At 66.6% G+C, this 26,034-nt stretch carries 24 protein-coding genes, 1 tRNA gene and 1 riboswitch; of the genes, 21 read left to right on the top strand and 4 right to left on the bottom strand.

Annotated features, from left to right (window positions below; all coding sequences use genetic code 11):
- Positions 1-237: 237 nt before the first annotated feature.
- Complete coding sequence (locus tag ACO2Q5_RS14525) at positions 238-1,692, bottom strand: 2-isopropylmalate synthase (protein ID WP_423292266.1); 1,455 nt, start codon at positions 1,690-1,692, stop codon at positions 238-240.
- A 145-nt stretch (positions 1,693-1,837) separates the two neighbouring features.
- Here ACO2Q5_RS14525 and ACO2Q5_RS14530 point away from each other — a divergent pair, with 145 nt between their 5' ends.
- The 9 genes from ACO2Q5_RS14530 to ACO2Q5_RS14570 all read left to right on the top strand — a co-directional run bounded on the left by ACO2Q5_RS14530 (position 1,838) and on the right by ACO2Q5_RS14570 (position 12,325).
- Positions 1,838-3,502: an NAD+ synthase gene (locus tag ACO2Q5_RS14530; RefSeq protein ID WP_423292268.1), complete on the top strand. Its 1,665-nt coding sequence runs from the start codon at positions 1,838-1,840 to the stop codon at positions 3,500-3,502.
- Positions 3,499-3,822: a YnfA family protein gene (locus ACO2Q5_RS14535; protein WP_423292270.1), complete on the top strand. Its 324-nt coding sequence runs from the start codon at positions 3,499-3,501 to the stop codon at positions 3,820-3,822. Before ACO2Q5_RS14530 ends, ACO2Q5_RS14535 begins: the two co-directional genes overlap by 4 nt.
- A 119-nt stretch (positions 3,823-3,941) precedes the next feature.
- Positions 3,942-5,135, top strand: a complete 1,194-nt coding sequence (locus tag ACO2Q5_RS14540) for an MFS transporter (protein WP_423292272.1) — start codon at positions 3,942-3,944, stop codon at positions 5,133-5,135.
- Positions 5,136-5,385: 250 nt separating this feature from the next.
- Complete coding sequence (locus ACO2Q5_RS14545) at positions 5,386-6,423, top strand: rod shape-determining protein (RefSeq protein ID WP_423292274.1); 1,038 nt, start codon at positions 5,386-5,388, stop codon at positions 6,421-6,423.
- Positions 6,424-6,470: 47 nt separating this feature from the next.
- Positions 6,471-7,475: a rod shape-determining protein MreC gene (gene mreC / locus ACO2Q5_RS14550; protein WP_423292276.1), complete on the top strand. Its 1,005-nt coding sequence runs from the start codon at positions 6,471-6,473 to the stop codon at positions 7,473-7,475.
- Positions 7,468-8,007: a rod shape-determining protein MreD gene (locus ACO2Q5_RS14555; protein WP_423292278.1), complete on the top strand. Its 540-nt coding sequence runs from the start codon at positions 7,468-7,470 to the stop codon at positions 8,005-8,007. Before mreC ends, ACO2Q5_RS14555 begins: the two co-directional genes overlap by 8 nt.
- 35 nt (positions 8,008-8,042) lie before the next feature.
- Complete coding sequence (gene mrdA / locus ACO2Q5_RS14560; protein ID WP_423292314.1) at positions 8,043-9,950, top strand: penicillin-binding protein 2; 1,908 nt, start codon at positions 8,043-8,045, stop codon at positions 9,948-9,950.
- Between the two features lie 10 nt (positions 9,951-9,960).
- Positions 9,961-11,100: a rod shape-determining protein RodA gene (gene rodA / locus ACO2Q5_RS14565; RefSeq protein ID WP_423292280.1), complete on the top strand. Its 1,140-nt coding sequence runs from the start codon at positions 9,961-9,963 to the stop codon at positions 11,098-11,100.
- 295 nt (positions 11,101-11,395) lie between these two features.
- Complete coding sequence (locus ACO2Q5_RS14570; protein ID WP_423292282.1) at positions 11,396-12,325, top strand: 2-hydroxyacid dehydrogenase; 930 nt, start codon at positions 11,396-11,398, stop codon at positions 12,323-12,325.
- Here the strand turns inward: ACO2Q5_RS14570 and ACO2Q5_RS14575 are convergent, their stop codons facing one another.
- From ACO2Q5_RS14575 to ACO2Q5_RS14585, 3 genes are all read right to left on the bottom strand, one after another.
- Positions 12,326-13,276 carry a 1-phosphofructokinase family hexose kinase gene (locus ACO2Q5_RS14575; RefSeq protein ID WP_423292284.1) on the bottom strand — a complete coding sequence of 317 codons (951 nt, stop codon included), beginning with the start codon at positions 13,274-13,276 and terminating at the stop codon, positions 12,326-12,328.
- Between the two features lie 80 nt (positions 13,277-13,356).
- Positions 13,357-14,343: an MBL fold metallo-hydrolase gene (locus tag ACO2Q5_RS14580; protein ID WP_423292286.1), complete on the bottom strand. Its 987-nt coding sequence runs from the start codon at positions 14,341-14,343 to the stop codon at positions 13,357-13,359.
- A gap of 86 nt (positions 14,344-14,429) precedes the next feature.
- On the bottom strand, positions 14,430-14,840 hold the full coding sequence (locus ACO2Q5_RS14585; protein ID WP_423292288.1) for a metallopeptidase family protein: 411 nt from the start codon (positions 14,838-14,840) through the stop codon (positions 14,430-14,432).
- A gap of 296 nt (positions 14,841-15,136) precedes the next feature.
- On the opposite strand from ACO2Q5_RS14585, the gene gltX reads away from it, so the two are divergent.
- From gltX to ACO2Q5_RS14645, 12 genes are all read left to right on the top strand, one after another.
- Positions 15,137-16,468, top strand: coding sequence for a glutamate--tRNA ligase (gene gltX, locus ACO2Q5_RS14590; RefSeq protein ID WP_423292290.1), 1,332 nt, complete (start codon positions 15,137-15,139; stop codon positions 16,466-16,468).
- Between the two features lie 106 nt (positions 16,469-16,574).
- Complete coding sequence (locus tag ACO2Q5_RS14595; protein WP_423292292.1) at positions 16,575-17,906, top strand: MATE family efflux transporter; 1,332 nt, start codon at positions 16,575-16,577, stop codon at positions 17,904-17,906.
- Positions 17,907-17,980: 74 nt separating this feature from the next.
- A riboswitch (glycine riboswitch) is annotated at positions 17,981-18,079 on the top strand.
- A 136-nt stretch (positions 18,080-18,215) separates the two neighbouring features.
- The gene (gene gcvT, locus ACO2Q5_RS14600) at positions 18,216-19,355 is read left to right on the top strand and encodes a glycine cleavage system aminomethyltransferase GcvT (protein WP_423292294.1); all 1,140 of its coding nucleotides are present in this window, start codon (positions 18,216-18,218) and stop codon (positions 19,353-19,355) included.
- Positions 19,356-19,372: 17 nt separating this feature from the next.
- Positions 19,373-19,732, top strand: coding sequence for a glycine cleavage system protein GcvH (gene gcvH, locus ACO2Q5_RS14605; protein WP_423292296.1), 360 nt, complete (start codon positions 19,373-19,375; stop codon positions 19,730-19,732).
- 25 nt (positions 19,733-19,757) lie between these two features.
- Entirely contained in the window at positions 19,758-20,219 is a 462-nt protein-coding gene (locus ACO2Q5_RS14610) for an SRPBCC domain-containing protein (RefSeq protein WP_423292298.1), read from the top strand.
- Positions 20,220-20,234: 15 nt separating this feature from the next.
- Positions 20,235-23,072 carry an aminomethyl-transferring glycine dehydrogenase gene (gcvP, locus tag ACO2Q5_RS14615; RefSeq protein ID WP_423292300.1) on the top strand — a complete coding sequence of 946 codons (2,838 nt, stop codon included), beginning with the start codon at positions 20,235-20,237 and terminating at the stop codon, positions 23,070-23,072.
- A gap of 74 nt (positions 23,073-23,146) precedes the next feature.
- Positions 23,147-23,842 carry an AzlC family ABC transporter permease gene (locus ACO2Q5_RS14620; protein ID WP_423292302.1) on the top strand — a complete coding sequence of 232 codons (696 nt, stop codon included), beginning with the start codon at positions 23,147-23,149 and terminating at the stop codon, positions 23,840-23,842.
- Complete coding sequence (locus ACO2Q5_RS14625) at positions 23,839-24,162, top strand: AzlD domain-containing protein (protein ID WP_423292304.1); 324 nt, start codon at positions 23,839-23,841, stop codon at positions 24,160-24,162. The genes ACO2Q5_RS14620 and ACO2Q5_RS14625 overlap by 4 nt, the downstream gene beginning before the upstream one ends.
- A gap of 53 nt (positions 24,163-24,215) precedes the next feature.
- Positions 24,216-24,533: a DUF3775 domain-containing protein gene (locus ACO2Q5_RS14630; protein ID WP_423292306.1), complete on the top strand. Its 318-nt coding sequence runs from the start codon at positions 24,216-24,218 to the stop codon at positions 24,531-24,533.
- A gap of 61 nt (positions 24,534-24,594) precedes the next feature.
- Positions 24,595-25,047: a thioredoxin TrxC gene (gene trxC / locus ACO2Q5_RS14635; RefSeq protein ID WP_423292308.1), complete on the top strand. Its 453-nt coding sequence runs from the start codon at positions 24,595-24,597 to the stop codon at positions 25,045-25,047.
- A gap of 78 nt (positions 25,048-25,125) precedes the next feature.
- A tRNA-Ala gene (locus tag ACO2Q5_RS14640) sits at positions 25,126-25,201 on the top strand.
- 146 nt (positions 25,202-25,347) lie between these two features.
- A complete protein-coding gene (locus ACO2Q5_RS14645; RefSeq protein WP_423292310.1) occupies positions 25,348-25,596 on the top strand; it encodes a hypothetical protein in 249 nt (82 codons plus the stop codon).
- The last annotated feature ends 438 nt before the right edge of the window (positions 25,597-26,034 follow it).

Raw genomic sequence — 26,034 nt, forward strand, 5'->3', positions numbered from 1 at the left:
GTTACCGGCAACATCCGGAGCCATGCGGGAATATTTTGCAGAAGTTCGCGGCTTTGAACTGCAAATATTTGCAAAGCGGTTCTGGCAGGAAAATGTCCGGCGAAATCGGGCTCAGTTTGCAAACTTTGCCCGAATCAGCCGATTCTGCCGCCGCAGATTCCGTGTCACGGTCAAAGCGCGGGCAGGTGGCGTGGGCGTTTCAGCCCGCGCGCCGCGAACCCGCCTCTGGTTGAGAGGTCAGGGCGCCTCGGCTTCGGGCACCGGGGCGGCCGGCGCCGGGGCGGTCAGGATGCCATCCTTCCATACCCCCTCGGCCACCTGTCCGTTGGCATAGGTCATCTTGCCCTGACCCTCGCGCTTGCCAGCTTTGAACAGGCCCTCATAGACATCGCCCGAAGGGTAGGTGGCAATGCCCTGACCGTCGATTTCGCCCCCGGCCCATGCGCCGACATAGCGGAAGCCGTCGGTCATGGTCATCTCGCCCTGACCCTCGCGCTTGCCCGCCTTGAAGCCACCTTTGTAGACGGTGCCGTCCGGATAGGTCGCGGTGCCCTGACCCTCGCGCACGCCAGCCTTCCAGTCGCCGTCGTAGCGGTAGCCGTCCGGGTAGGTCATCAGCCCGGTGCCCTCGGGCTGGGCCGAGGCGAAATCGCCCTCATAGACCTGCCCGCTGGCATAGGTGGCGCGGCCTTTGCCCTGAATCACCCCGCGCGCCCATGCGCCCTGATAGGTGCTGCCGTCGGGGTAGGTGATGGCGCCCTGGCCTTCGGGCTGGTCGCCCTTCATCGCGCCGACATAGACCGAACCGTCGGGATAGGTGACCGATCCTGTCCCCTCCATCCGTCCTTCGACCCACGACCCTTCGTATTTGAAGCCGTCCTTCGCGGTGAAGGTGCCCTGACCATGGCGGCGGTCCGCCTTGAAGTCGCCGTCATAGACATCGCCCGAGGCATGGGTGGTCTTGCCCTTGCCCTCGCGCTGGCCATTGACGAAGGCGCCTTCGTAGACATCGCCATTGGGCTGGGTCAGCTTGCCCGTGCCGTTGATCTGGCCTGCGGACCATTGGCCGGCATAGGTCAGGCCATTCGGCATGATCAGCGTGCCCTGACCCTCGCGCTCATCCCGGGCCATGCCGCCGTCATAGGTGGTGCCATCGGCATAGGTCATCTTGCCCTGACCTTCCTTGGCGCCAGCCAGCCAGTCGCCTTCGTAGCGATAGCCGCCGGGGTTCTGGAGCGTGCCCTTGCCCTGACGCTGGCCGTTGACGAAACTGCCGGTATAGGTGGCGCCGTTGGGATAGGTGGCGGTGCCGGTCCCCGTCATCTTCCCTTCGGTCCAGTCACCATCATAGGTGCCGCCATCGGCGAAGGTGATCTTGCCGCGGCCCTGAGGCTGACCCTTGTCGAAGGCGCCTTCATAGACGGAACCGTTGGGATAGCGCGCCGTGCCCTGGCCCTTGATCTCACCGTCCACCCAGTCGCCGCTGTATTCATAGCCGTTGGGAAGCCGGTAAGTGCCTTTGCCGTGCTGACGTCCGTTCCGGAACGTGCCTTCGTAGACCGAACCGTCGTCATATTGCTTGGTGATGACCTCGCTTTCCGACTGGGCGAGGGCAGGCCGTGTGAAGGGCCCGGTCAGCAGGGCGGGGGCGGCAAGCGTGGCAGCAAGAAGGGTTGCCGAAAGAATGCGCATCGCGTCTGTCTCCGGGTTGAATTCGCGGCTGAGCCTAGCGGCGGGGCCGGTCTGCGTCCAGTCACGCCAGCCGGAGCGGCCGGGCGCCCTTTCACGCGGCGGCATATGCCGTTAGAACCGGGACCACGCGCAGAGGAGACCCGCGATGACCGACGTATTCCGGCTGATGCTGGTGCAGGCCAACCCCGTGGTCGGCGACATCGCCGGGAATATCGCAAAGGCCCGCGCCTTCTGGCAGCAGGGTCGCGATGCCTGCGCCGATATGGTCGCTTTGACCGAGATGTTCGTGACCGGCTATCAGACGCAGGACCTGATCCTGAAGCCAGCCTTCCATCAGGATGCGATCCGCGCGGTCGAGGCGCTGGCCGCCGAGATTGCCGATGGCCCGGCCCTTGGCATCGGCGGCCCGGCCTTGTTCGGGACCAAACTTTATAACGCATGGTATGTGCTAGAGGGCGGGCGCGTCCATGCCCGCGTGCTGAAGCATCATCTGCCGAATGATGCGGTTTTCGATGAAAAGCGGCTGTTCGCCTCGGCCGATGTGACCGGCCCTTATGTGGTGAACGGGGTCCGCATCGGCACACCGATCTGCGAGGATGCCTGGCACCCCGATGTGGCCGAGACCCTGGCCGAGACGGGGGCGGAAATCCTGCTGATCCCGAACGGCAGCCCCTATCACCGGGGCAAGCCGAACCTGCGGCTGAACCTCATGATCTCGCGCGTGGTCGAGACGGGGCTGCCGCTCTGCTATCTGAACATGGTGGGCGGGCAGGACGATCAGGTCTTTGACGGGTCGAGCATGGTGCTGAACCCCGGCGGGCGGCTGGCGGTGCAGATGCCGCAGTTCGACGAGGCGGTGGAGATGGTCACCTTCCGCCGCGGCGACGACGGCTGGCGCGCGGATACCGGCACGATCGCCGACATCCCCCCCATCGGAGAGGCGGATTATCGCGCCTGTGTCATTGGACTGGCCGATTACATGGCGAAGACCGGGTTCAAAAAGGTTGTCCTCGGCCTGTCCGGCGGCATCGACAGCGCAATCGTGGCGGCGATTGCCGCGGATGCCATCGGCCCCGAGAATGTGCATTGCGTGATGCTGCCTTCGGCCTACACCAGCGACCATTCGCTGGAAGACGCGGGTGAGGCGGCGCGGCTTCTGGGTTGCCGTCTGGACACGGTGCCCATCGGTGGCGCGCAGGCGGCCGTGGGCGAGGCGCTGGCGCCGCTGTTTGCCGGGACCGAACCGGGGATCACCGAAGAGAACATCCAGTCCCGCCTGCGCGGCGTGATGCTGATGGCGATTTCCAACAAGTTCGGCGCCATGCTCCTGACCACCGGCAACAAGTCCGAGGTGGCCGTGGGCTATTGCACGATCTACGGCGACATGAACGGCGGCTACAATCCGATCAAGGATATGTACAAGACCCGGGTGTTCCTGACCGCCCGCTGGCGCAACGAACATCACCGCGACTGGATGAAAGGCCCGGCCGGGATGGTCATCCCGGAACGGATCATCACCAAGCCGCCGAGCGCCGAACTGCGCCCCGACCAGAAGGACGAGGACAGCCTGCCGCCCTATGAGATGCTGGACGCCATTCTTGAAGGACTGGTCGAGCGGGACGAATCCGTGGCCGATCTGGTGGACCGCGGCTTTGACCGCGCGACGGTGAAGAAGATCGAGCATCTGCTCTACATCAGCGAATACAAGCGGTTCCAGTCCGCGCCGGGTGTACGGCTGACGCAAAAGGCCTTCTGGCTGGACCGCCGCTATCCCATCGCTATGCGCTGGCGCGACGGATCCGGCGCATGATGGCGGCGCTTTATGCCGCCGCCGCGCTGGCCGAGATTGCGGGCTGTTTTGCCTTTTGGGCCTGGTGGAAGCAGGGGGCATCCGCGCTCTGGCTGGTGCCGGGCACGGTCTCATTGATCGCCTTCGGCTGGTTGCTGGCGTTGACACCCGCCGATGCGGCGGGGCGCAGCTATGCGGCCTATGGCGGCGTCTATATCGTGGCCTCGCTCCTGTGGCTGTGGCTGGCTGAGGGGCAGGCGCCGCGGCTGACCGATCTGGCGGGTGCTGCGCTGGCGCTGGCCGGGGCCGGTGTTATCCTCTGGGGCGCCCGGGCCGCCTGATCCTCTGCGCCGCAGGGCAGGGTTGACGGGCGCGCATGGCGGATTTCCGCAGTGCAGCAATGGCGCGGCGACCACGATGCTGATATCGCTAACGCGAACCCCCGATGCCGGATTTCCGTATGTCCCCCGAGACCAAGAACCTGACCCTCGTCATCCTTTCGCTGGCCTTGGGCGCCTTTGCCATCGGCACGTCGGAATTTGCCGCCATGGGCCTGCTGCCGTGGTATGCCGCCGATCTGGGCGTGACCGAGCCGGAAGCGGGCCATGTCATCAGCGCCTATGCGCTTGGCGTGGTGGTAGGGGCGCCCATCACCTCGATCCTCGGCGCGCGGCTGCCGCGGCGGCGTTATCTGGCGGGGCTGATCGCGGCCTATGGCCTGCTGAATCTGCTGGCCGCCGTGCTGCCCGGCTTTGGCACGCTGGTCGCCACCCGGTTTCTGGCCGGTCTTCCGCATGGCGGCTATCTGGGCGTGGCCATGCTGATGGCCGCCGATGCCCTGCCGCGCGAGATGCGGGCCAAGGGCGTGACGCAGGTCCTGCTGGGGCTGACCGTGGCGAATATCGTCGGTGTCCCGGTGGCCAGCGCGCTTGGGCAGGCGTTTGGCTGGCGGGCGGGCTTTGCGCTGCCGGGCCTGCTGGCGCTGATCGCGGGCTTCCTGATCTGGCGCTTTGCCCCGCGGCAGGGTGTGCCCGCCGATGCCCGCCCGATGCAGGAGCTGGCCGCGCTGGCCAATCCGCGGGTGGTGCTGACGCTGATGGTGGGCGTCGTCGGATCCGGCGGGATGTTCGCGGTCTATGCCTATCTGTCCGCCGCGATGCTGGCCACGTCGCAGCCGCCGGGCTGGGCCGTGCCGGCCATGTTGTCGGCCTTCGGCATCGGCAGCACTTTGGGCAGCATCGCCGCTGCGCGCATGACCATCCGGCTGGGGGCCAAGCGGGCCACGCTGGCGCTGATCCTGCTGGCCATGGTGGCACAGGGCTTCGCCGCGCTGGTGGTGGGCAGCTGGCCGCTGATGGTTCTCTCCTCGTTCATTCTGGGCCTGCCTTCGGTCTTCATCCCGCTGCAGACCCGGCTGATGGACGTGGCGGGCCGGGCGCAAAGCATGGCCGCGGCGATGAACCATGCGGCCTTCAACGCGGCCAATGCGCTTGGCCCCTGGGTCGCGGGCATGGCGCTGACGGCGGGCTGGGGCTGGCAGTCGCCGGGCCTTGTGGGGATCGGCCTGTCGGTCCTTGGCCTGCTGGCGCTGGCCGTTGTGGCGCTGCATGACCGCAGCAGCGGGCACAGCCTTCGCCCCGGCCTGCCGGGCTAAGGACCGATTCCGGCAGGCCGGAACGGGGATATTGTTGCAAAAGGTAAACGCATGTGACCTTTGCCGCGATTTTGCCCATCCGAGTGCCGGATTTTTACCGAACACGCGGATTTGCGCATCCCCCCGCGCCTTGCCCTTCCGGTTTTCGGCACAGCCAATTATATGGAGGCGCCCCGCCAGAGCCGCCTCTGAGTCGCGGGGAACCCGGGTTTTGCCCGGTTCCGGCAACCCTACGAAGGACTGAGCCCGCATGTCGCTTATCCCCGGCCTCTTTTCGTCCGATATGGCCATCGACCTCGGCACGGCGAACACGCTGGTCTATATCCGCGGCAAGGGGATCGTCCTGAACGAGCCGTCCGTGGTGGCCTATCACAACAAGGACGGCAAGAAGCAGGTGCTGGCCGTGGGCGAAGATGCCAAGCTGATGCTGGGCCGGACGCCGGGTTCGATCGAGGCGATCCGCCCGATGCGCGACGGCGTGATCGCCGATTTCGAGGCGGCGGAAGAAATGATCAAGCATTTCATCCGCAAAGTTCACAAGCGCACCACTTTTGCCAAGCCCAAGATCATCGTCTGCGTGCCGCATGGCGCGACGCCGGTGGAAAAGCGCGCGATCCGCAACTCCGTGCTGCAGGCGGGCGCCCGCCGGGCCGGGCTGATCGCCGAACCCATCGCTGCGGCCATCGGGGCGGGCATGCCGATCACCGAACCCACCGGCAGCATGGTGGTGGATATCGGCGGCGGCACGACCGAGGTGGCGGTGCTGTCCTTGGGCGATATCGTCTATGCGCGGTCGGTCCGCGTGGGCGGCGACCGCATGGATGAGGCGATCATCGCCTATCTGCGCCGCCACCAGAACCTGCTGATCGGGGAATCCACCGCGGAGCGGATCAAGACCAGCATCGGCACGGCACGGATGCCGGATGACGGCCGCGGCTCGTCGATGCAGATCCGCGGGCGCGACCTGCTGAATGGTGTGCCGAAAGAGACCGAGATCAATCAGGCGCAGGTGGCCGAGGCCTTGGCCGAACCCGTGCAGCAGATCTGCGATGCGGTGATGCAGGCGCTGGAGGCGACGCCGCCCGACCTTGCCGCCGATATCGTGGACCGGGGCGTCATGCTGACCGGGGGCGGGGCGCTCTTGGGCGATCTGGACCTGTCGTTGCGCGAACAGACCGGCCTGTCGATCTCGGTCGCGAACGAGTCACTGAATTGTGTTGCCCTCGGCACCGGCAAGGCGCTGGAATACGAGAAGCAACTGCGTCACGTCATCGACTACGACAGCTGATCCCCGGGACCCCCGTGGCCCCGGCCCGACCCTGACCCGAGCATCCCGTGGCCAAGACCCGCACCGGACCCGAAGATTATGCCACCCCGATCCGGCGCCTGCTGGTCGGGCTTCTGGTGCTGGTTCTGCTGGGCCTTTTCATCCTGTGGCGGATCGACAGTCCGCGGGTGGAACGTTTCCGCGCGGCGCTGGTCGATGCGGTGGTGCCGAACATGGACTGGGCGCTGGCCCCGGTCACCCGCATCATGGGCATGGTCGAGGATTTCCAGTCCTACACCCGGATTTATGAACAAAATCAGGAGTTGAAGCGCGAGCTTCAGACCATGAAAGCCTGGAAAGAGGCGGCCTTGCAGCTGGAGCAGAAGAATGCCCGGCTGCTGGACCTGAATCAGGTGCGGCTGGACCCGAAGCTGACGCATGTGACCGGCGTGGTCATGGCCGACAGCGGCAGCCCGTTCCGCCAGTCCGTCCTGCTGAATGTCGGCGCGCGCGACGGTATCCGCGACGGCTGGGCCACGATGGACGGGATCGGCCTTGTGGGCCGCATCTCGGGCGTGGGTGAACGCACCAGCCGGGTGATCCTTGTCACCGACACCTCCAGCCGGATTCCGATCACCATTCAGCCCTCGGGCCAGAAGGCGCTGTTGTCCGGCGACAATTCTCCGCTGCCGCTTTTGGAGTTCATTGAGAACACCGATGAGGTGCGGCCGGGCGACCGCGTGGTCACTTCGGGCGATGGCGGCGTGTTCCCGGCAGGATTGCTGGTGGGGCAGGTGGTCATGGGGTCGGACCGGCGGCTGCGGGTCGTGCTGGCCGCCGATTACCAGCGGCTGGAATTCCTGCGCGTGCTGCGCAGCCATGAGCTGGAGCCGATCATGGATGCGGGCGGCGTGATCGCGGCGCCGCTGCCATCCGTCCCGGTTCCCGAAGTGGACCCCGAGAGTGAAGCCGCCGCCCCGCCGGTTCCGGGGGCCGGGAATGTCGAGGATGGCGGGTCCGGCGCGGCCGAGGGCGGCGACGGGGCCACCGCCGGGACGGCGGCCGATGGCTGAATTCTGGCGCGCGGACCCCTGGGGCTACCGGCTGGCCTTTGTGGGGCTGGCCGTGCTGATGCTGTTTCTGAAGCTTCTGCCCTTGGGCAATACGGCCGGGGCCTTTCCCGGGCCGGATATCCTTTTGTGCTTCATGCTGGCCTGGATGATGCGGCGGCCGGATTTCCTGCCGGTCTGGCTGATCGTGGCTGTCACCCTGACCGAGGATCTGATCCTGATGCGGCCGCCCGGCCTTTGGACCGCGCTTGTGGTGATGGCGACGGAATTCCTGCGCTCGCGCACGGCGCTGACGCGGGAGCTGAACTTCGTGGTGGAATGGCTTCTGGCCTCGGGCCTGATGCTGGCGATGCTGCTGGCCTACCGGCTGGCCTTCATGCTGGCCCTGTTGCCGCAGCCGCCCTTTGGCTTTGCGGTGGTGCAGGTGATCTGGTCTATCCTGGCCTATCCGGTGATCGTGGGCCTGTCGCGGCTGGCCTTTGACCTGCGCAAGCCGGCCACCGGCGAAGTGGACGATTACGGGAGGCGCCTGTGAGACGGACACCCAAGGAAACCGAAGACAGCGCCCGGATGATCACGCGGCGCGGGCTCCTGCTCTCGGGCGGCATGGCGGCCATGGTGGCGGCGCTTGGCGTGCGCATGCGCTATCTCCAGATCGACCAGGCCGAGGAATTCCGCCTGCTGGCCGAGGAAAACCGCATCAACGTGCGGCTGATCCCGCCGGAGCGCGGCCAGATTCAGGACCGCAATGGCAAGCTGATCGCCGGGAACGAACAGAATTACCGCGTCGTCATCACGCGTGAGGATGCGGGCGATGTCGAGATGGTCATGCACCGTCTGGCCGGGCTGATCCCGATGTCGGCCGAAGATATGGAAGGCACGCTGGCCGAAATCCGCAAGAATTCGGCCTTTGTCCCCGTGGTGGTGAAGGACCGGCTGGCGTGGCAGGATTTCTCCAAGGTTGCCATCAACGCCCCCGCATTGCCCGGCGTCACGCCTGAGGTGGGCCTGTCGCGGATCTATCCGCGCGACACCGATTTCGCGCACGTGGTGGGCTATGTCGGCCCGGTGTCCGAGAAAGACCTTGAGGGGCTGGAAAACCCCGATCCGGTGCTGCGGCTGCCGAAATTCCAGATCGGCAAGATCGGCGTGGAAAAATTCATGGAAGCCGATCTGCGCGGCAACGCCGGGACCAAGCGGATCGAGGTCAATTCGGTCGGGCGCGTGATGCGCGAGCTGGAGCGGAACGAGGGCGATCCCGGATCGGACATCCGCCTGACCATCGACGCCGATCTGCAGAACTTCGCGCAGGCCCGGCTGGGCAGCGAAAGCGCCGCCGTGGTGGTCATGGATGTGACGAACGGCGACATTCTCTGCTGCGCCTCGGCCCCGTCCTTCGATCCAAACCTGTTCGTGCGCGGGATCAGCCACACCGATTATGCCGCCCTGACCGAGAACGACCACCGGCCGCTGGCGAACAAGACGGTCTCGGGCGCCTATCCGCCGGGATCCACCTTCAAGATGGTCACCGCGCTGGCCGCACTGGATGCCGGCGTCATCGACGAAGGCTACAAGGTGCGTTGCCCGGGCTATTTGGAATTCGGCGGCCGCCGCTTCCACTGCTGGAGCCGGGGCGGACACGGCACGGTCAGCCTGACCAATTCCCTGACATGGAGCTGCGACGTCTTCTATTACGACGTGGCGCAGAAGGTGGGCATCGACAAGATCGCCGAAATGGGCCGCAAGCTGGGTCTTGGCATCCGGCACGATCTGCCGATGTCGGCCATCACCGAAGGCAACATGCCGACCAAGGCCTGGAAACAGGAACGCCACAAGCAGGACTGGCGGATCGGCGATACGATCAACGCCTCGATCGGGCAGGGCTATGTGCTGAGCTCGCCCTTGCAGCTGGCCGTGATGTCCGCCCGGATCGCCAGCGGCCGCGCGGTGGCGCCGCGGCTGGTGCGGATGATCGACGGGCAAGAGGTGCCTGTGGCCGAGGCGCCGGAACTGGGCCTGAAGGACAGCCATCTGCGCGCCATGCGGCAGGGTATGCATGATGTGATCAACGCCGAACGCGGCACCGCCAAAAGCAGCAAGATCGTCGAGCCGACGATGGTCTTCGCGGGCAAGACCGGCACCAGCCAGGTGCGCAACATCACGGCGGCAGAACGCGCGCGGGGCGTGATCTCCAATGATCAGCTGCCGTGGAACCGGCGCGACCATGCCCTCTTCGTGGGCTATGCCCCCTATGACAATCCGCGCTATGCGGTTTCGGTCGTGGTGGAACATGGCAGCGGCGGCTCCACCGCAGCCGCGCCGATTGCCCGCGACGTGATCCTTGCCGCGCTGCATGGCGGGGTGCCGCCGCTCGAGTCCTATCCCAAGGCGCAGCGTGGCCGGATCGAGACCATGCTGAAGGAGCTGCCCTTGCGCGATCCCGCGACCGGGGCCGCGCCGAAGCCGGAAGAGGCCTGAGGGACCCGCCATGGCCTTTTTCGAGAACCGCCTGAAACAGGTGCCGACCGGCTTCCGCAAGGTGCTGTATATCAACTGGCCCCTTGTGGTGCTGGTGATCGCCGTGGCCTCGGTCGGGATCCTGATGCTCTATTCCATCGCGGGGGGCGATTTCGACATCTGGGCCCGGCGGCAGGCGCAGGTTCTGGGCGTGGGGCTGGTCCTGATGTTCACTGTGGCCATGGTCCCGGTCTGGGTCTGGCGCAGCATGGCGGGCGCGGCCTATATCGTGGCCTTCATCCTGCTGATCCTGGTCGAGATCATGGGGCAGGTGGGCATGGGCGCGCAGCGCTGGATCGACATCGGCCCCCTGCGCCTGCAGCCGTCGGAAATGATGAAGTTCAGCCTCGTGATGATGCTGGCCGCCTATTATGACTGGCTGGACATCCGCAAGGTCTCGCGCCCGCTCTGGGTGCTGATCCCGGTCCTGCTGACGGTGGCGCCGACGGTGCTGGTGCTGATGCAGCCGAACCTCGGCACCTCGCTGATGCTCCTTCTGGCGGGCGGGGCGGTGATGTTCGCCGCGGGTGTCAGCCTGTGGTATTTCGCAGGCGTGATCAGCCTGTCCGTCGGGGCGGTGGCGGGGGTGTTCCTGACCCGGGGCACCCCATGGCAGTTCCTGCACGACTACCAGTATCGCCGGATCGACACCTTCCTTGACCCCTCGGCCGATCCCTTGGGGGCGGGCTACAACATCATCCAGGCCAAGATCGCCCTCGGCTCCGGCGGGTGGAGCGGCAAGGGCTTCATGCAGGGCACCCAGTCGCGGCTGAACTTTCTGCCCGAAAAGCACACCGATTTCATCTTCACCACGCTGGCCGAGGAATTCGGCTTCATCGGTGCTTTCTCACTGCTGGCGCTTTATGCGCTGATCATCGGCTTCTGCATGGTCGCCGCGCTGCAGAACCGCGACAGGTTCTCGTCGCTCCTCATCATCGGGGTGGCGGCGAACTTCTTCTTCTACATCGCGGTGAACCTGTCGATGGTGATGGGGATGGCACCTGTGGTGGGCGTGCCGCTGCCGCTGTTGAGCTATGGTGGTTCGGCCATGCTGGTGATCCTCGTGGGTTTCGGTCTGGTCCAGAGCGCCCATGTCCACCGTCCCCGCTGACCCCTGCCGCTGACCTTGCGGAGCGGCTGCGCCGCGGGTCTTTTGTCTCGGCCCCGCGTGGTCCACGCGGGCCCTCGGGCGGGGGCGCTGCCCCCGTCGCGTGCCGCGACTCCCCCGGGATATTTGGGCAAACTGGAATGGGTTTTCCACTTTGTTCAAATATCCCCGCGCGGAGCGCATGTCTGAGCCGGTTGGCGCGGAACGCGCCAGAGGCGAGGACCAAGGATTGCGGCCGCCTGCGGCCGCTCCGTTTGATGGCTGGACAAGGGCGCAGCCTGCGGCGCAGTCTGCGGCCATGACGCTGATCCTGTTTGCCGCCCCCGACCTTTGGCCCGATTACGAACCCCATCTCGCGCCGGCGCTGGCGGCGGCGGGGGTGGAGGCGCAGATCGTGACCGAGGCCCCCGATCCTGCCGCGGTCGATTACATCGTCTACGCGCCCTCGGCTCCTTTGCAGGATTTCGCGCCCTACTCCGGCACGAAGGCGGTCCTGTCGCTTTGGGCGGGGGTGGAGCGGATCGTGGGCAACCGGAGCCTGACGCAGCCGCTGTGCCGGATGGTCGATCCCGGACTGACCGAGGGCATGGTCGAATGGGTGACGGGTCATGTACTGCGCCACCATCTGGGGATGGACCGCCATATCCAGAACCCGGCCCATCTGTGGCAGCCGGGCGGGCCGCCCTTGGCGCGGGCGCGGCCGGTCACCGTTCTGGGGGTCGGAGAGCTGGGGCTGGCGGTCGCGCGCGCGTTGCAGGCGCTGAACTTTCCGGTGACGGGGTGGAGCCGGACCGCGAAGGAGATACCGGGCCTTTCCACCGTCCATGGGCCGGAGGGTCTGGTGCAGGCGTTGTCCTCGGCCCAGATCGTGGTCACGCTGCTGCCGCGGACGCCAGAGACGGAGAACATCCTGAATGCCGTCTCGCTGGCGCATCTGCCACGGGGGGCGGTGATCGTGAACCCCGGGCGGGGGGCGTTGATCGACGATGACGCGCTTCTTGCCGCGCTGGACCGCGGCGATCTGGCCCATGCCACGCTGGATGTGTTCCGGGTGGAGCCCTTGCCCGCCGGACATCCGTTCTGGGCGCATCCGCGGGTGACCGTCACCCCGCATGTGGCGGCGGCGACGCGGACCTCATCGGCCGTTCAGGTGATTGCCGAGAACATCCGCCGGGGCGAGGCGGGGATGCCCTTCCTGCATCTGGTGGACCGCAGCCGCGGCTATTGATCAGACGGCGGTGACCACCGATTGTGGCAGAAGGCGCATCACGTCTTCGGGGCGGCAGAGTTGTGTCGCCTCGGTCATCACGGCGGCTGCGGCGGCCGCCCCGGCCAGCGCCAGTGCCTCGTCATCGGACTGGCCGCGGGCAAGGGCGAGGACCAGCCCCGCGACGAAGCTGTCACCCGCACCGACGGCGGATTTCACCGCCACCTGCGGCGCGCGGGCAAAGATGCGGCGGTCCGCGGTGGCCAGCACATTGCCATCGGCGCCGCGCGCCACCACCACCTTGCGCGCCACGCCCTGCCGGACAAGGCTCTGGGCGAAATCGGCCGTCTCTTCGCGGCTGGTCAGTGGGTCGCCGGTCAGGCTTTCGGCCTCTTCGCCGTCCATCCGCAGGATTTCCAGCCCCGGAACCGGGCGTTTCACCGCCTCGACCAAGGGCTTGCCCGAGGTGTCAAGGATAGTGCGGCTGTCCGGCATCGCCTCGGCCAGTTCACTGGCAAAGCCCACCGGCATGCCCGGCGGCTGGCTGCCGGAGATCACCGAAAACCCGCCGGGCCGGGCTGTGGCGCGCAGGAGGGTGAAGACCCTTTCCCGCTCGGCCTTGCCCCAGATCGGGCCGGGCAGCATGAAGCGGTATTGCCGCCCGGTCGCGGTTTCCCGCACCGAAAGCGAGGTCCGCGTCTCTCCCGGGCCAAGTATCGACAGGAAGGTCACGCCCGCCTGCCGGATGAGCCCGGCCAGCCGGTCGCCCGACAGCCCGCCAAGCGCCACCAAGGCAAGGCTTTCGCCGCCAAGCGCGCGGATGGCCCGGCTGACGTTCAGTCCGCCGCCACCAGGGTCCAGCAGGGGCTCGCCACAACGCAGCTTGTGGCCGGGAATGATCTCGGCCACCTCGGTCGCCATGTCCAGCGCAGGGTTCAGCGTCAGGGTCAGGATCGGCGCGGGCGGGGTCATCGGGCGGTCTCCTGCAAGGGATGGCGCAGGATAGCCCGGCCCGGCCGCGCAGGAAACGCCCTTGCGGCCGGGTTGGTGTCTCAGCCCTGCAGCATCAGCTGATAGCTGTGCGGCACGAAGCGGAAGCCGTCGCCCTTCGGCTCGGCATAGCCAAAGGCCGGGAAGGGCATGTGATAGCCGATGAAGGGGATACGGTCGGTGGCGATCATGCCAAAGACCTTGCGCCGGCTGGCCGCCGCCCCCGCCTTGTCGGCATCGAAGCGCACCTCCCAGTCGGGATATTGCAGCGAGAAGACATAGTGGTTCGCCGTATCCGCCGTCAGTGCCAGCCGCTGGCCACCGCTTTCCAGATGATAGATCATGTGACCGGGCGTATGGCCGGGGGCCAGCAGGGCGGTGATGCCGGTCATCGCCTCTCCGCCGTCTTCCAGAAAAGTCATCTTTTCGGCCAGCGGGCGGACCTTGGCGTCGAAACCTTCGTTCGTCTGCCCGGCCCAATGATCATATTCCGCCCGTCCGGTGATATAGCGGGCATTGGCAAAGGTGGGCGTCCCGTCTTCGGCGGCCAGCCCGCCGATATGGTCACCGTGCATATGGGTCAGCACCACGGCACTGATCTGTTCGGGCGAGACCCCGGCGGCGGCCAGCGCGGTGACGATGCCCTCAGGAGCAAGGCCGGCATCGAAGAGCACCAGATCCGTGCCGGTGTTCACCAGAACCGGGGTAAAGAAATTGCGGCTCTTGTCCGCGGGCAGGAAATTCTCGGCCGCGGCGGCGGCGAAATCCTCGTCGCTGGCATTGGTGCCGAAGGTCTCCTTCGGATTTTCCAGAAGGCGTGACCCGGCCAGCAAAGCGGTGACCTCGAACCCGCCAAGTGCGACACGGTAAAACGGCGGCACGCCGGGGCCGGCAGGGGCGGCCTGGGCAGGGGTGGTCTGGGCGGTGGCGCGGGTCGGGCTGAGCATGGGGGCCATCGTGGCAGCGGCGGGAAGCAGGGCGGCGGCGGTCAGCGCCTGCCGGCGCGAGAGGCCCCCCACCGGGAAATGCGGCGGCTTGAAAGTCGTCATGGCATCCTCCTGAGATCTGGTCACTGAAGGATAAGACGGTTCAGGGACGGGAACGGTTCACTTCCCCTCACAGGGACGTGACCGGATCACTCCCACCAGCGGTCGATCCGGGCGATGTCCTCATCACTCCAGCCGAAATGATGGGCCAGCTCATGCACCACCACATGGGTGATCAGCTCGCCGATGGAGACATCGCCGCGCTCGGCCCATTCATCCAGAATGGGGCGGCGGAACAACCAGATCAGATCCGGGTGCATCGGCTGATCATGGACGGATTTCTCGGTCAGGGGGATGCCTTCGTAAAGCCCGGTCAGCTCGAAGGGGTCGTTCAGATCCATCGCCTCCAGCATCTCTTCGGGCGGGAAATCCTCGATCCGCAAAACCACATGGGTGGCCGGTTCGCGCCAGGGATCGGGCAGGTTGGCCACGGCGTCATGAGCCAGCTGTTCGATCAGCTCAAGGGAGGGGGCGATGGTCTCGGGCAAGGGATGTGTCATGCGGCAAACATAGGCGCCCCGCCGCGGCCGGGGAAGGGGGCGCTGCCCCCGTCTCCTGCGGAGACTCCCCCGGGATATTTGGGCAAACTGGAATGGGCTTTCCACTTTGTCCAAATATCCCCGCGCGGAGCGCCTGCCTGAGCCAAGGCGCACAAGCGCCGCAGGCGAGGCAAAAGGATTATGGCCGCGCCCCGCGGCCATGCCATTGGATCAACACGGCTGTGCGGGGCGCGCGGGCGGGGAAACTGGACAATCGCGGGGGGCTGTGCCAAGGGAAGCCGGTCAAGGAGACCGTCATGTCGCGACCCGTCGTCACCCGTTTTGCCCCTTCGCCCACCGGCTATATCCATGTGGGCAACCTGCGCACCGCGCTGATGAACTATCTGATCGCCCGCAAGTCGGGCGGCACCTTCATCCTGCGGCTGGACGACACCGATCAGGAGCGGTCGAAGCAGGAATATATCGACGCGCTGATGCAGGATCTGGAGTGGCTGGGCCTGCACTGGGACCGGGTGGAGCGGCAGTCGCACCGCTATGACCGCTACCGCGAGGCGGCCGACCGGCTGCGGGCCGAGGGGCGGTTCTACGAATGTTTCGAGACCCCGACCGAGCTGGACCTGAAGCGCAAGAAGCAGATCGGCATGGGCCGCCCGCCGGTCTACGACCGCGCCGCGCTGGCGCTGTCGGCGGAGCAGAAAGAGGCTTTGCGCGGGGCGGGGCAACCGGGCTACTGGCGGTTCCTCCTGAACCAGACCCGGATCGAGTGGAATGACGGGATCATCGGCCCGATCTCCATCGACGCGGCCTCGGTCTCGGACCCGGTGCTGATCCGGGCCGACGGCCAGGTGCTGTACACCTTCGCCTCCTCGGTCGATGATGTGGAGATGGGGGTGACCCATATCGTCCGCGGTGCCGACCATGTGACGAACACCGCGACGCAGATCCAGATCATGGAGGCGCTTGGCGGCACCCCGCCCGAATTCGCGCATCATTCGCTGCTGTCAGGCCCCGGGGGCGAGAAACTGTCGAAACGGCTGGGCGCGCTGTCCTTGCGCGATCTGCGCGCGGCGGGTGTGGAGCCGATGGCGCTTCTGTCGCTGATGGCGCGGCTCGGCTCGTCGAAGCCGGTGGAACTGGCCGGGTCGCTGGACGAACTGGCCGAGGGCTTCGACATCGGCAGCTTCGGCACTGCGCCGACCGAATTCGATGCGGAGAACCTGTTCCCGCTGACGCGCGCCCATGTACAGGGCCTGCCCTTCGCTTCTGTGCGCGAGCGGATCGCCGCGCTTGGCGTGCCGGCGGACGAGGCCGAGGGCTTCTGGGCGGTGGCGAAGGCCAATATCACGGTGCTGGACGATCTGGCGGGGTGGTGGCGGCTCTTCAGCGAGGGGGCCGAGCCGGTGGTGGACGAGGCCGACCGCGATTTCGTGGCGCAGGCCATGGCGCTTTTGCCGCCGCAGCCCTGGACTGCGGCGACCTGGGGCGAGTGGACGGGCGCGGTCAAGGCGGCGACCGGGCGCAAGGGCCGCGATCTCTTCATGCCGCTGCGCAAGGCGCTGACCGGGCAGGCGCATGGGCCGGATATGGCCGAACTCATGCCGCATCTGCGCAAGGTGGCGGGCGTCTGATCCTGCCGCTGCCCCGGGGGCGCTTCGCCCCCCGGACCCCCGGAGGATATTCTCAGACAGAAAATAGGGGCGGCTGCGCCCCCGTTGCGGGAAGCGGGAGGGCGCCATGGCGCAGGCGCGGTTTGTCGAGGGCAATCTGTTCCGCCATGTGGCGGTGATGTCGCTGACCGGCTCGGTCGGGCTGATGGCGATCTTCATCGTCGATCTGATCAACATGATCTATATCTCATGGCTGATGGATCCGGTGCTGACCGCCGCCGTGGGCTATGCGGGTGCGGTGATGTTCTTCACCACCGCCTTTGGCATCGGGCTGTCGATCGGGATTTCGGCGCGGGTCTCGCGCGCGGTGGGTGAGGGCGACCCCGGGCTGGCGCGGGAGCGGGCGACCCGGGGGCTGATCCTTGGTCTGGTGCTGGGCACGGCATTTTCGGCGCTGGTCTTCGCGGCCTTGCCGTGGATCGTGCCCGCGCTTGGCGCGACGGGGCGGACCGCGGACGAAACGATCCTGTTCCTGCAGCTTTATACGCTGAGCCAGCCGCTCCTGATGGCGGGGATCTGCGGGGCCGCGATCCTGCGCTCTTACGGGGCGGCGCGGTCGGCGATGATGGTGACGGTCTGGGCGGCGGTGGCGCTGGCCATTCTGGACCCGATCCTGATCCTTTGGGCTGGTTGGGGGCTGGAAGGCGCCGCGCTGGCGGGGATGGGGTCGCGCATCGTGATGACGGCGGTGGCGCTGGTGCCGGTCTGGCGGCGGATCGGCGGCTTTGCCCCGGTCACGGCGGCGGGACTGACGGCGGAGGTGCGGCCGCTGTTCACCATCTCCGGCCCGGCGATCCTGACCCAGATGGCGACGCCGGTGGGGCAGGCGCTGATCACGCGGATGGTCGCCGGCTATGGCGAGGCGGCGGTGGCGGGGATGGCGATTGCCGGACGGCTGACGCCGGTGGCCTTTGCCATGCTCTTCGCGCTGGCGGGGGCGGTGGGGCCGATCTTCGGCCAGAACCTTGGCGCAGGGCGGATGGACCGGGTTGCCCGCACCTTCCGTGAGGCGGTTCTGTTCACCGGGCTGGTGATCGTGGCGGTCTCTGCCGTGCTGTTCCTGTTGCGCGCGCCTCTGGCCGATCTGTTCCATGCCGAGGGGCTGACGCGCGACCTGCTTTATCTGTTCTGCGGCCCGCTGAGCCTGTTCTTCTTCTTTAACGGGCTGATCTTCGTCTCCAACGCGGCCTGCAACAACCTTGGCGCGGCGATGCAGTCCACAGCGGTGAACTGGGCGCGGCACACCATCGGCACCGTGCCCTTTGCCTATGTCGGCGCGCAATGGTGGGGGGCACAGGGGGTGCTGATCGGCCAGTCGGTGGGCGGCATCGTCTTTGGCCTTCTGGCGGTCTGGCTGGCATGGCGGGTGATCCGCAAACGGGCAGCCGCTGCCGCCTGATGTCGGTTTCCCTGCCCGATCCGTCGGTTCTGCTTTTTGCGCTTGCCATCCGGCCCCGGGCCGGGCTAACCGATGGGAGTGGATCGGGAGAATCCGGGGGGTGAAAACCGCCTCGGTGCCGAAGGAGCAACCGCCCCGGTAAACTCTCAGGCGCAAGGGACCGTTCCACGCAGGAAGACTCTGGAGAGTGGCGCAGCCGCGCCCGCCGAAGGGATAACGATCTCAGGCGCCGCAGGTTGCGGCAGGGACAGAGGGGGCACCGGGCGGCAGGGGAACTGCCGTGATCGGTGCCGGGCTGTGTCCGGCCATATGACGGGGAGACGCGGGTTGACCGATCTTCTGCGCCTGCCGCTGCACGACCTTCACGTCGGGCTGGGCGGCAAGATGGTGCCTTTCGCAGGCTACGACATGCCGGTGCAATATCCGGCGGGGGTGATGAAGGAACATCTGCACACCCGCGCCGCCGCCGGGCTGTTCGATGTCAGCCACATGGGGCAGGTGATCCTGCGCCCCACGCAAGGGATGGAGGCGCTGGCCCTGGCGCTGGAGGGGCTGATGCCTGTCGATGTGCTGGGTCTGGCCAAGGGCCGTCAGCGCTATGGCCTGTTTACCAATGACACCGGCGGCATTCTGGACGATCTGATGTTTGCCAACCGCGGCAGCCATTTCTATGTGGTGGTGAATGCCGCGCGCAAGGAACATGACTTTGCCCATCTGGCCGCGCATCTCTCTGATGTCGCAAAGGTCGAGGTGCAGGGTGACCGCGCGCTTCTGGCGCTGCAGGGGCCCATGGCCGAGGCGGCGCTGGCCCGGCTGGAGCCGGGCGTGGCGGATATGAAATTCATGGATTCCGCGATCTTCCTGACCGAATTCGGGGAAATCTGGGTCTCCCGCTCCGGCTATACCGGCGAGGACGGGTTTGAAATCTCGGTTCATCCGGGCGGGGCGCTGGCCTTGGCCCGCGCGTTGCTGGAGATGCCCGAGGTGCTGCCCATCGGCCTTGGTGCGCGCGACAGCCTGCGGCTGGAGGCGGGGCTGTGCCTCTACGGCCATGACATCGACGAGACGACCAGCCCGGTCGAGGCGGGGCTGATCTGGGCGATCCAGAAGGTCCGCCGCGCGGGCGGCGGGCGGGAAGGCGGCTTCCCCGGCGCGGGCCGCATCCTGAAAGAGCTGACCGAAGGGCCGGAGCGGCTGCGCGTCGGTCTGCGCCCCGAGGGCCGGGCGCCGATGCGCGAGGGCACGGCGCTGTTCGCACCGGATGGCACGCCCTTGGGCGCCGTCACTTCGGGCGGCTTCGGCCCGTCGGTCGAGGCGCCGGTAGCCATGGGCTATGTGCCCGCGGCCTTTGCCATGCCCGGTACCGCGCTGGAGGGCGAGGTGCGGGGCAAGAAACTTCCCGTGACGGTGGCGGCCATGCCGTTCCACCCCACGAATTACAAACGCTGAACAGGGAACCCAAGGCGATGAAATTCACCAAGGAACATGAATGGCTGCGCGTTGACGGCGATCTGGTCGTGGTCGGTATCACCGAACATGCGGCCGAAGCTCTGGGCGATGTGGTCTTTGTCGAACTGCCCGAGCCGGAGACCCAGGTGGCTGCGGGGGACGAGATCTGCGTGATCGAAAGCGTCAAGGCCGCGTCCGACATTCTGGCCCCGGTCGATGGCGAGATCGTGGCCGTCAATGACAAGCTGACCGACAGCCCGGCGCTGGTGAACGAAGATCCGCTGGGCGCCGCGTGGTTCTTCAAGATGAAGGTCGATGATCTGTCCGTGCTGGATGGCTTCATGGACGAGGACGAATACAAGGACTTCATCGGCTGACACCGGCAGGGGCGGGACGTGTGATATGGCAACCGGACGCACCGACCGTGCCGAACGGCTGATCGCCGCCCCGGCCGCACGGCTGTTTTCCTGCTGGACCGATCCGGCCCTGCTGATCCATTGGCTGCCGCCGCGGGGCATGTCGGGCCGGGTCGATCACTTCGACCCGCGTCCCGGCGGTGCGTTCCGCCTTGTCCTTCGCTACGAAGACCCTGAGATTGCCGGGAAATCCGGCGGGGGCGAGGATGTGGTGGCGGCCGAGTTCGTCGCGCTGGACCCGCCGCGCCATCTGGCCTTTGTCAGCCGCTTCGACAGTGACGATCCGCAGATGCAGGGCGTCATGCGGATGGACTGGCACTTTGATCCCGAAGCTGCGGGCACCCGTGTCCGCATCACCGCAACCCATGTTCCCCCCGGCATTTCTGCCGAAGATCACGCCGATGCCTTGGCCTCGTCTCTGGCCCAGCTGGCGGCGCTTGTGGAATGACCAAGGACGGATGAGATGACCTTCACCCCGACCGACTACAACCCCTATGATTTCGCCAACCGCCGCCACATCGGCCCCTCTCCGGCCGAGATGGCCGAGATGCTGAAATCGGTGGGCGTGCCCAGCCTTGACGCCCTGATCGACGAGACGGTGCCCGCCTCGATCCGCCAGACCACCCCGCTGGACTGGGCGCCCTTGGCCGAGCATGAGCTGCTGGCCCGGATGGAGGCGGTGGCCAAGAAGAACCGCGTGATGACCAGCCTGATCGGGCAGGGCTATTACGGCACGGTGACGCCGCCCGCGATCCAGCGCAACATTCTGGAAAATCCGGCGTGGTATACCGCCTATACCCCCTATCAGCCCGAAATCGCCCAGGGCCGGCTGGAGGCGCTGCTGAACTATCAGACCATGGTCTGCGATCTGACCGGCCTTGATATCGCCAACGCCAGCCTGCTGGACGAGGCGACGGCGGCGGCCGAGGCGATGACCATGGCCGAACGCAGCGCCAAGTCCAAGGCGCGGGCGTTCTTCGTCGACCGCTTCTGCCACCCGCAGACCATCGCCGTGATCCGCACAAGGGCCGAACCTCTCGGCATCGAGATCATCGAGGATATGGTCGACAAGCTGGAACCGGAGAAGGTCTTCGGCGCGATCTTCCAGTATCCCGGCAGCTATGGCCATGTCCGTGACTTCACCGCCCAGATCGAGGCTTTGCATGCGGCCAAGGCGATTGCCGTGGTGGCGACGGACCTGCTGGCGCTGACGCTGCTGAAAGAGCCGGGCGCCATGGGTGCCGATATCGCCGTGGGCTCGGCGCAGCGCTTTGGCGTGCCCATGGGCTATGGCGGGCCGCATGCCGCCTTCATGGCCTGCCGCGACGCGTTCAAGCGCAACATGCCGGGCCGGATCGTCGGCGTCTCGGTCGACAGCCATGGCACCCCCGCCTATCGCCTGTCGCTGCAAACGCGCGAGCAGCACATCCGCCGCGAAAAGGCCACGTCGAACGTCTGCACCGCGCAGGCGCTTCTGGCGGTGATGGCCAGCATGTATGCCGTCTTCCACGGGCCTAAGGGTCTGCGCGCCATTGCCGAGCGGGTGCATTTCCTGACCCGCCGTCTGGCCCATGCGCTGATCGCCGCGGGGGCCAAGGTCGCGCCTGAGGCCTATTTCGACACGATCACGGTCGAGGTCGGCGTGGGGCAGGCGGGTATCCTCGCCGCCGCCCGGGCTGAGGGGCTGAACTTCCGCAAGATCGGGCTGAACCGCGTCGGCATCACGCTGGACGAAACCTCGGACGAGGGCGTCTTGGAGCGGGTGCTGAAGGCCTTTGGCATCCTGTATGTCGCGCCGCTGGACCCGGGCCTTGGCTTCCCCGAGGCGATGTTGCGCACCAGCGATTATCTGACCCATCCGGTGTTCCACATGAACCGGGCCGAATCTGAAATGATGCGCTATATGCGCCGGTTGTCGGACCGCGACCTTGCGCTGGACCGGGCGATGATCCCGCTCGGCTCCTGCACGATGAAGCTGAACGCCGCGGCCGAGATGATGCCGATCACCTGGCCGGAATTCGGCAGCCTGCACCCGTTCGTGCCGGCCGATCAGGCGCTTGGCTACAAGGAGGCCATCGACGATCTGACCGCCAAGCTCTGCACGATCACCGGCTATGACGCGTTCTCCATGCAGCCCAACAGCGGCGCGCAGGGGGAATATGCCGGGCTGATGACGATCCTCGCCTATCACAAGGCCCGAGGCGACGATCAGCGCCGCATCTGTCTGATCCCAATTTCGGCGCATGGCACCAATCCGGCCAGCGCGCAGATGGCGGGGATGGAGGTGGTCGTCGTCAAATCCAGCGCCAATGGCGACGTGGATGTCGAGGATTTCCGCGAAAAGGCCGCCGCGGCGGGCGACCGTCTGGCCGCCTGCATGATCACCTATCCCAGCACGCATGGCGTGTTCGAGGAAACCGTGCGCGAGGTCTGTCGCATTACGCATGAGCATGGCGGGCAGGTCTATATCGACGGCGCCAATATGAATGCCATGGTCGGTCTGGTGAAACCGGGTGAGGTGGGCGGCGATGTCAGCCACCTGAACCTGCACAAGACCTTTGCCATCCCGCATGGCGGTGGCGGCCCGGGCATGGGGCCAATCGGGGTCAAGGCGCATCTGGCGCCGCATCTGCCGGGCCACCCCGAGACGGGGGGCGACGGCGCGGTTTCGGCGGCGCAATACGGTTCGGCCTCGATCCTGCTGATCTCCTGGGCTTATTGCCTGATGATGGGGGGCGAGGGGCTGACGCAGGCCACGCGCGTGGCGATCCTGAACGCGAACTACATCGCCTCGCGCCTGCGGGGGGCCTATGAGGTCCTGTATATGGGCAACCGGGGCCGGGTCGCGCATGAATGCATCCTTGACACCCGCCCCTTTGCCGATGTGGGCGTGACGGTGGATGACATCGCCAAGCGGCTGATCGACAACGGATTCCATGCGCCGACGATGAGCTGGCCGGTGGCCGGAACCCTGATGGTGGAACCGACCGAGAGCGAGACCAAGGCCGAGATCGACCGGTTCATCACCGCGCTTCTGGCCATCCGCGACGAAATCCGCTCCGTGGAGGCCGGAGAGATCGCGGCCGAAGACAGCCCGCTGCGGTTTGCCCCGCATACCGTGGCCGATCTTGTGGCGGACTGGACCCGCAAATACAGTCGCGAACAGGGGTGCTTCCCGCCTGCCTCGTTCCGGGTGGACAAATACTGGCCGCCGGTGGGCCGGGTGGACAATGTCTATGGCGACCGCAATCTGGTCTGCACCTGTCCGCCGGTCTCGGACTATCTGACGGCAGCGGAATAGGCCCGTCTCGGGCCATCGGCGGGGCCTCGTCCAGAGGGCCCGCCTCTTGACAGTTTTCCAGCGGCAGGCCAGCCATGCCCGTCATGACCGAAGCCCGCCCGACCTTTCGAACCGGCCTTTTGGCGGCCCTGCCCATCGTGGCGGGCTATGTGCCGATCGCCTTTTCCTTCGGCGTTGCGGCCACCCGGGCCGGGCTGACCGGGGCCGAGGCGGTGATGCTGTCGCTGGTGGTCTATGCCGGGGCCTCGCAGTTTCTGGCGATTGCGCTGTTCACCGGCGGGGCGCCGGTGCTGGTCGCGGCCTTCACCCTGATCGCCATGAACCTGCGCCATGTGCTTTATGGTCCGGCGCTGATGAAGGCGGCGGGTGCAGGCGCCAGCCGACGCCATGCCTGGGTCTGGGCATGGGGGCTGACGGATGAGGTTTTCGGTCAGGCGCTTGGCGCCTTGGCACGCGGACAGCGTTTTTCCGAGGCCTATATGTTCGGGCTGGGGCTGGCGGCCTATGCGGCATGGGTGCTGGGCACCGCGGTGGGGGCCATGGCCGGGGCGGGGGCGCTGGAAAGCTGGCCTGCCCTGAACGCGGGGCTGGGCTTCATGCTGACGGCGCTGTTTCTGGCGCTGCTCCTGTCGATCCTGTCGCGCCGTGCGGTGTCGGCCATCGTCATTGCTGCCGCGGCCACCGTCGCGGGCACGCTGGTCTGGTCCGGGACGGCGGGTATTCTGGCCGGGATGATCTGCGGTGCGCTGGCCGGGGTGGTGCGGAAATGAGCCTGGCGCTGCTGGCAATGGCTGTTCTGGCGGGGGCGGCAAACTGGATGTTCCGGGTGTTGCCGACCGTTCTTCTGCGCCGCGATCCGCAGCCCGGCGGGCTTCTGTCGCGCTTTCTGGCCTCGACCGGACCGGCGGCCATTGCCACCCTTTGCGTGGCCTCTGTCCTGCCGCAGCTTTATCCGGTGCCGCGCGACGGCCTGCCGCTGGCCGCGGGCGTTGCGGCGACCGTGGCGGCCTTTCTGCCGCGGCGGTCGGTCGTGCTGGCCACGCTTGCCGGATCGGCGGCCTATGGCCTTGCCTACGCCCTGAGCGCATAGCCCCTTGCGCCCGCGCGCCTGCCGGGCGACCATGGGTTCCGGAGGTGGCGCCCATGATCGAGATCAGCCCCAGCAAGGTGGTTCAGGTAATCTTCCTCTCGCGGGAGGGGCCGGTCGGCGCGGCCGAACTGCATGCTTTCATCGACGCGCTGAATGACGATGAAAAGGCGCATCTGACCGCCATTGCCTGGGTCGGCCGTGGCGCGTTCGAGCCGGAGGATTATGCCGAGGCGGTGGCAACGGCCTTTGCCGAGGCGACCACGCCGACGGCCAGTTACCTGTCCGGCATGCCGCATCTGCCCGAAAATCTGGAATCCGGGCTGGAGGCCTTGGGCATTGACGTCGCGGGCGAGGAAGAGGATCTGCTCTGATCCCTTGCGCGGCGGGGTTTGCACCCCGATATATTCCGCAAGATGAATATGGAGTCCGCCCATGGCCACCGCCGCCCCCGATGCCGTCAAGCTGCTCTGCGCGACCTGCGGCCAGATGAACCGCATCCCGCTGGACCGGCTGTCTGCCGGGCCGCGTTGCGGCAGTTGCGGCGAGCCCCTGGCCGATGGCCGCGTGGCCGAGCTGGATGCCGCCAGCCATGACAAGGCGATCCGCGCCGACGGCCTGCCGCTTCTGGTGGATTACTGGGCGCCGTGGTGCGGCCCCTGCCGGATGATGGCACCGGAATTCGCCAAGGCGGCCAAGGTGCTGGCTCCGCAGGTGCGGCTGATGAAGCTGAACACCGAGGATCACCCGGCCCTCTCGCAGCGGGCCGGTATCCGGGGCATTCCGGCGCTGATCCTCTATCGCAACGGGCGCGAACTGGCCCGTGCGGCCGGGGCCCGCCCCGCGCAGGGCATCGTGGATTTCGTGACCCAGACCCTGCGCGGCTGAGCGTTCCGCCCCCATGATTCCCGCCGCCGCACCCTTGACATCGCCACGACCTTGGGTGAGATAACGCCCACGGTCGTTGGGGCAGTAGCTCAGTTGGGAGAGCGCGTCGTTCGCAATGACGAGGTCAGGGGTTCGATCCCCCTCTGCTCCACCATTGACCGTGAAATTTACTATAAAAATCAATAACTTACACGAAGATGGCGAAAACCTTCCCATCATTTCTTCCCATCGTTCGGACTGTTTTTTGAACGACAGGGAATGACGGGAAGCGACAGATTCGGACACCATCCGGGGGGAAGCATGGAATACAAGCTGTATAGTCGCATGTCTGGTGCCTTGTCGGAGAATGATGACGAATGGCACCTCGTGGTGGATGATGCCACCGGCGACATGCACGTCCGTCACGAATGGAGCCACATGGACCCTTACAAAGGCAAGGTGACTTCTGAAGGCACCAAGGAACTCACGGTTGAGGAGTTCTTGGCGAGCAACGCGCCAATTGCCGCCAAGGATGCGCTCCTCGCGAAGCGGGGTGAACTCGGGCTGTAGCGCCCTGCCGCGCCATAGAGGCCCCTAGAAGGGCCTTCCCGGCGCGGGCCTAGGCATGGGTAGCGGCGAAGGGCCTTGTGGCCCTCTGGCGGGCCTCCTATCGCGCCCGCGCCGGGCAGGAAGGGCTGCGCCCCGGCAGGGCGGCTGCGCCGCTGGCAGGCCAGTGCGCTTCGCGCCTTGCAGCAGGATAGCTGAACCAGTTTTCTTCTGGCGAGAATCTCCCCGGCGGTTTCGCCGCCGAATGTGATCCTGCTTCTTCTAGTGGTTCTATCATGTTTATTAGGGTGAGTATCTGATCCGGGGGGCGGAGTCGGCTCTGTTGCACAAATCGCCTGAGGGATTCATCTTGAGAATCCAGCATGGTAGCTGGGCGGCATGAGCAGACCTACGCCTCCTGCCTACAAGACCCGGAACTGGCCCGCCTATAACGAGGCGCTC

This window comes from Neotabrizicola sp. VNH66 (genome assembly GCF_049445895.1).
Classification (GTDB): Bacteria; Pseudomonadota; Alphaproteobacteria; order Rhodobacterales; family Rhodobacteraceae; genus Pseudogemmobacter.

What these genes read in the sequence shown, in the direction of transcription:
- mrdA (WP_423292314.1), top strand. Translation starts at nt 8,043, where the DNA reads ATGATCACGCGGCGCGGGCTCCTGCTCTCGGGCGGCATGGCGGCCATG.
- ACO2Q5_RS14645 (WP_423292310.1), top strand. Translation starts at nt 25,348, where the DNA reads ATGGAATACAAGCTGTATAGTCGCATGTCTGGTGCCTTGTCGGAGAAT.
- ACO2Q5_RS14540 (WP_423292272.1), top strand. Translation starts at nt 3,942, where the DNA reads ATGTCCCCCGAGACCAAGAACCTGACCCTCGTCATCCTTTCGCTGGCC.
- ACO2Q5_RS14545 (WP_423292274.1), top strand. Translation starts at nt 5,386, where the DNA reads ATGTCGCTTATCCCCGGCCTCTTTTCGTCCGATATGGCCATCGACCTC.
- ACO2Q5_RS14610 (WP_423292298.1), top strand. Translation starts at nt 19,758, where the DNA reads ATGGCAACCGGACGCACCGACCGTGCCGAACGGCTGATCGCCGCCCCG.
- ACO2Q5_RS14570 (WP_423292282.1), top strand. Translation starts at nt 11,396, where the DNA reads ATGACGCTGATCCTGTTTGCCGCCCCCGACCTTTGGCCCGATTACGAA.
- ACO2Q5_RS14595 (WP_423292292.1), top strand. Translation starts at nt 16,575, where the DNA reads ATGGCGCAGGCGCGGTTTGTCGAGGGCAATCTGTTCCGCCATGTGGCG.
- ACO2Q5_RS14535 (WP_423292270.1), top strand. Translation starts at nt 3,499, where the DNA reads ATGATGGCGGCGCTTTATGCCGCCGCCGCGCTGGCCGAGATTGCGGGC.
- gltX (WP_423292290.1), top strand. Translation starts at nt 15,137, where the DNA reads ATGTCGCGACCCGTCGTCACCCGTTTTGCCCCTTCGCCCACCGGCTAT.
- ACO2Q5_RS14525 (WP_423292266.1), bottom strand. Translation starts at nt 1,692, where the DNA reads ATGCGCATTCTTTCGGCAACCCTTCTTGCTGCCACGCTTGCCGCCCCC.
- ACO2Q5_RS14580 (WP_423292286.1), bottom strand. Translation starts at nt 14,343, where the DNA reads ATGACGACTTTCAAGCCGCCGCATTTCCCGGTGGGGGGCCTCTCGCGC.
- ACO2Q5_RS14625 (WP_423292304.1), top strand. Translation starts at nt 23,839, where the DNA reads ATGAGCCTGGCGCTGCTGGCAATGGCTGTTCTGGCGGGGGCGGCAAAC.
- gcvT (WP_423292294.1), top strand. Translation starts at nt 18,216, where the DNA reads ATGACGGGGAGACGCGGGTTGACCGATCTTCTGCGCCTGCCGCTGCAC.
- gcvH (WP_423292296.1), top strand. Translation starts at nt 19,373, where the DNA reads ATGAAATTCACCAAGGAACATGAATGGCTGCGCGTTGACGGCGATCTG.
- rodA (WP_423292280.1), top strand. Translation starts at nt 9,961, where the DNA reads ATGGCCTTTTTCGAGAACCGCCTGAAACAGGTGCCGACCGGCTTCCGC.
- ACO2Q5_RS14585 (WP_423292288.1), bottom strand. Translation starts at nt 14,840, where the DNA reads ATGACACATCCCTTGCCCGAGACCATCGCCCCCTCCCTTGAGCTGATC.
- ACO2Q5_RS14575 (WP_423292284.1), bottom strand. Translation starts at nt 13,276, where the DNA reads ATGACCCCGCCCGCGCCGATCCTGACCCTGACGCTGAACCCTGCGCTG.
- ACO2Q5_RS14530 (WP_423292268.1), top strand. Translation starts at nt 1,838, where the DNA reads ATGACCGACGTATTCCGGCTGATGCTGGTGCAGGCCAACCCCGTGGTC.
- gcvP (WP_423292300.1), top strand. Translation starts at nt 20,235, where the DNA reads ATGACCTTCACCCCGACCGACTACAACCCCTATGATTTCGCCAACCGC.
- trxC (WP_423292308.1), top strand. Translation starts at nt 24,595, where the DNA reads ATGGCCACCGCCGCCCCCGATGCCGTCAAGCTGCTCTGCGCGACCTGC.
- ACO2Q5_RS14555 (WP_423292278.1), top strand. Translation starts at nt 7,468, where the DNA reads ATGGCTGAATTCTGGCGCGCGGACCCCTGGGGCTACCGGCTGGCCTTT.
- ACO2Q5_RS14630 (WP_423292306.1), top strand. Translation starts at nt 24,216, where the DNA reads ATGATCGAGATCAGCCCCAGCAAGGTGGTTCAGGTAATCTTCCTCTCG.
- ACO2Q5_RS14620 (WP_423292302.1), top strand. Translation starts at nt 23,147, where the DNA reads ATGCCCGTCATGACCGAAGCCCGCCCGACCTTTCGAACCGGCCTTTTG.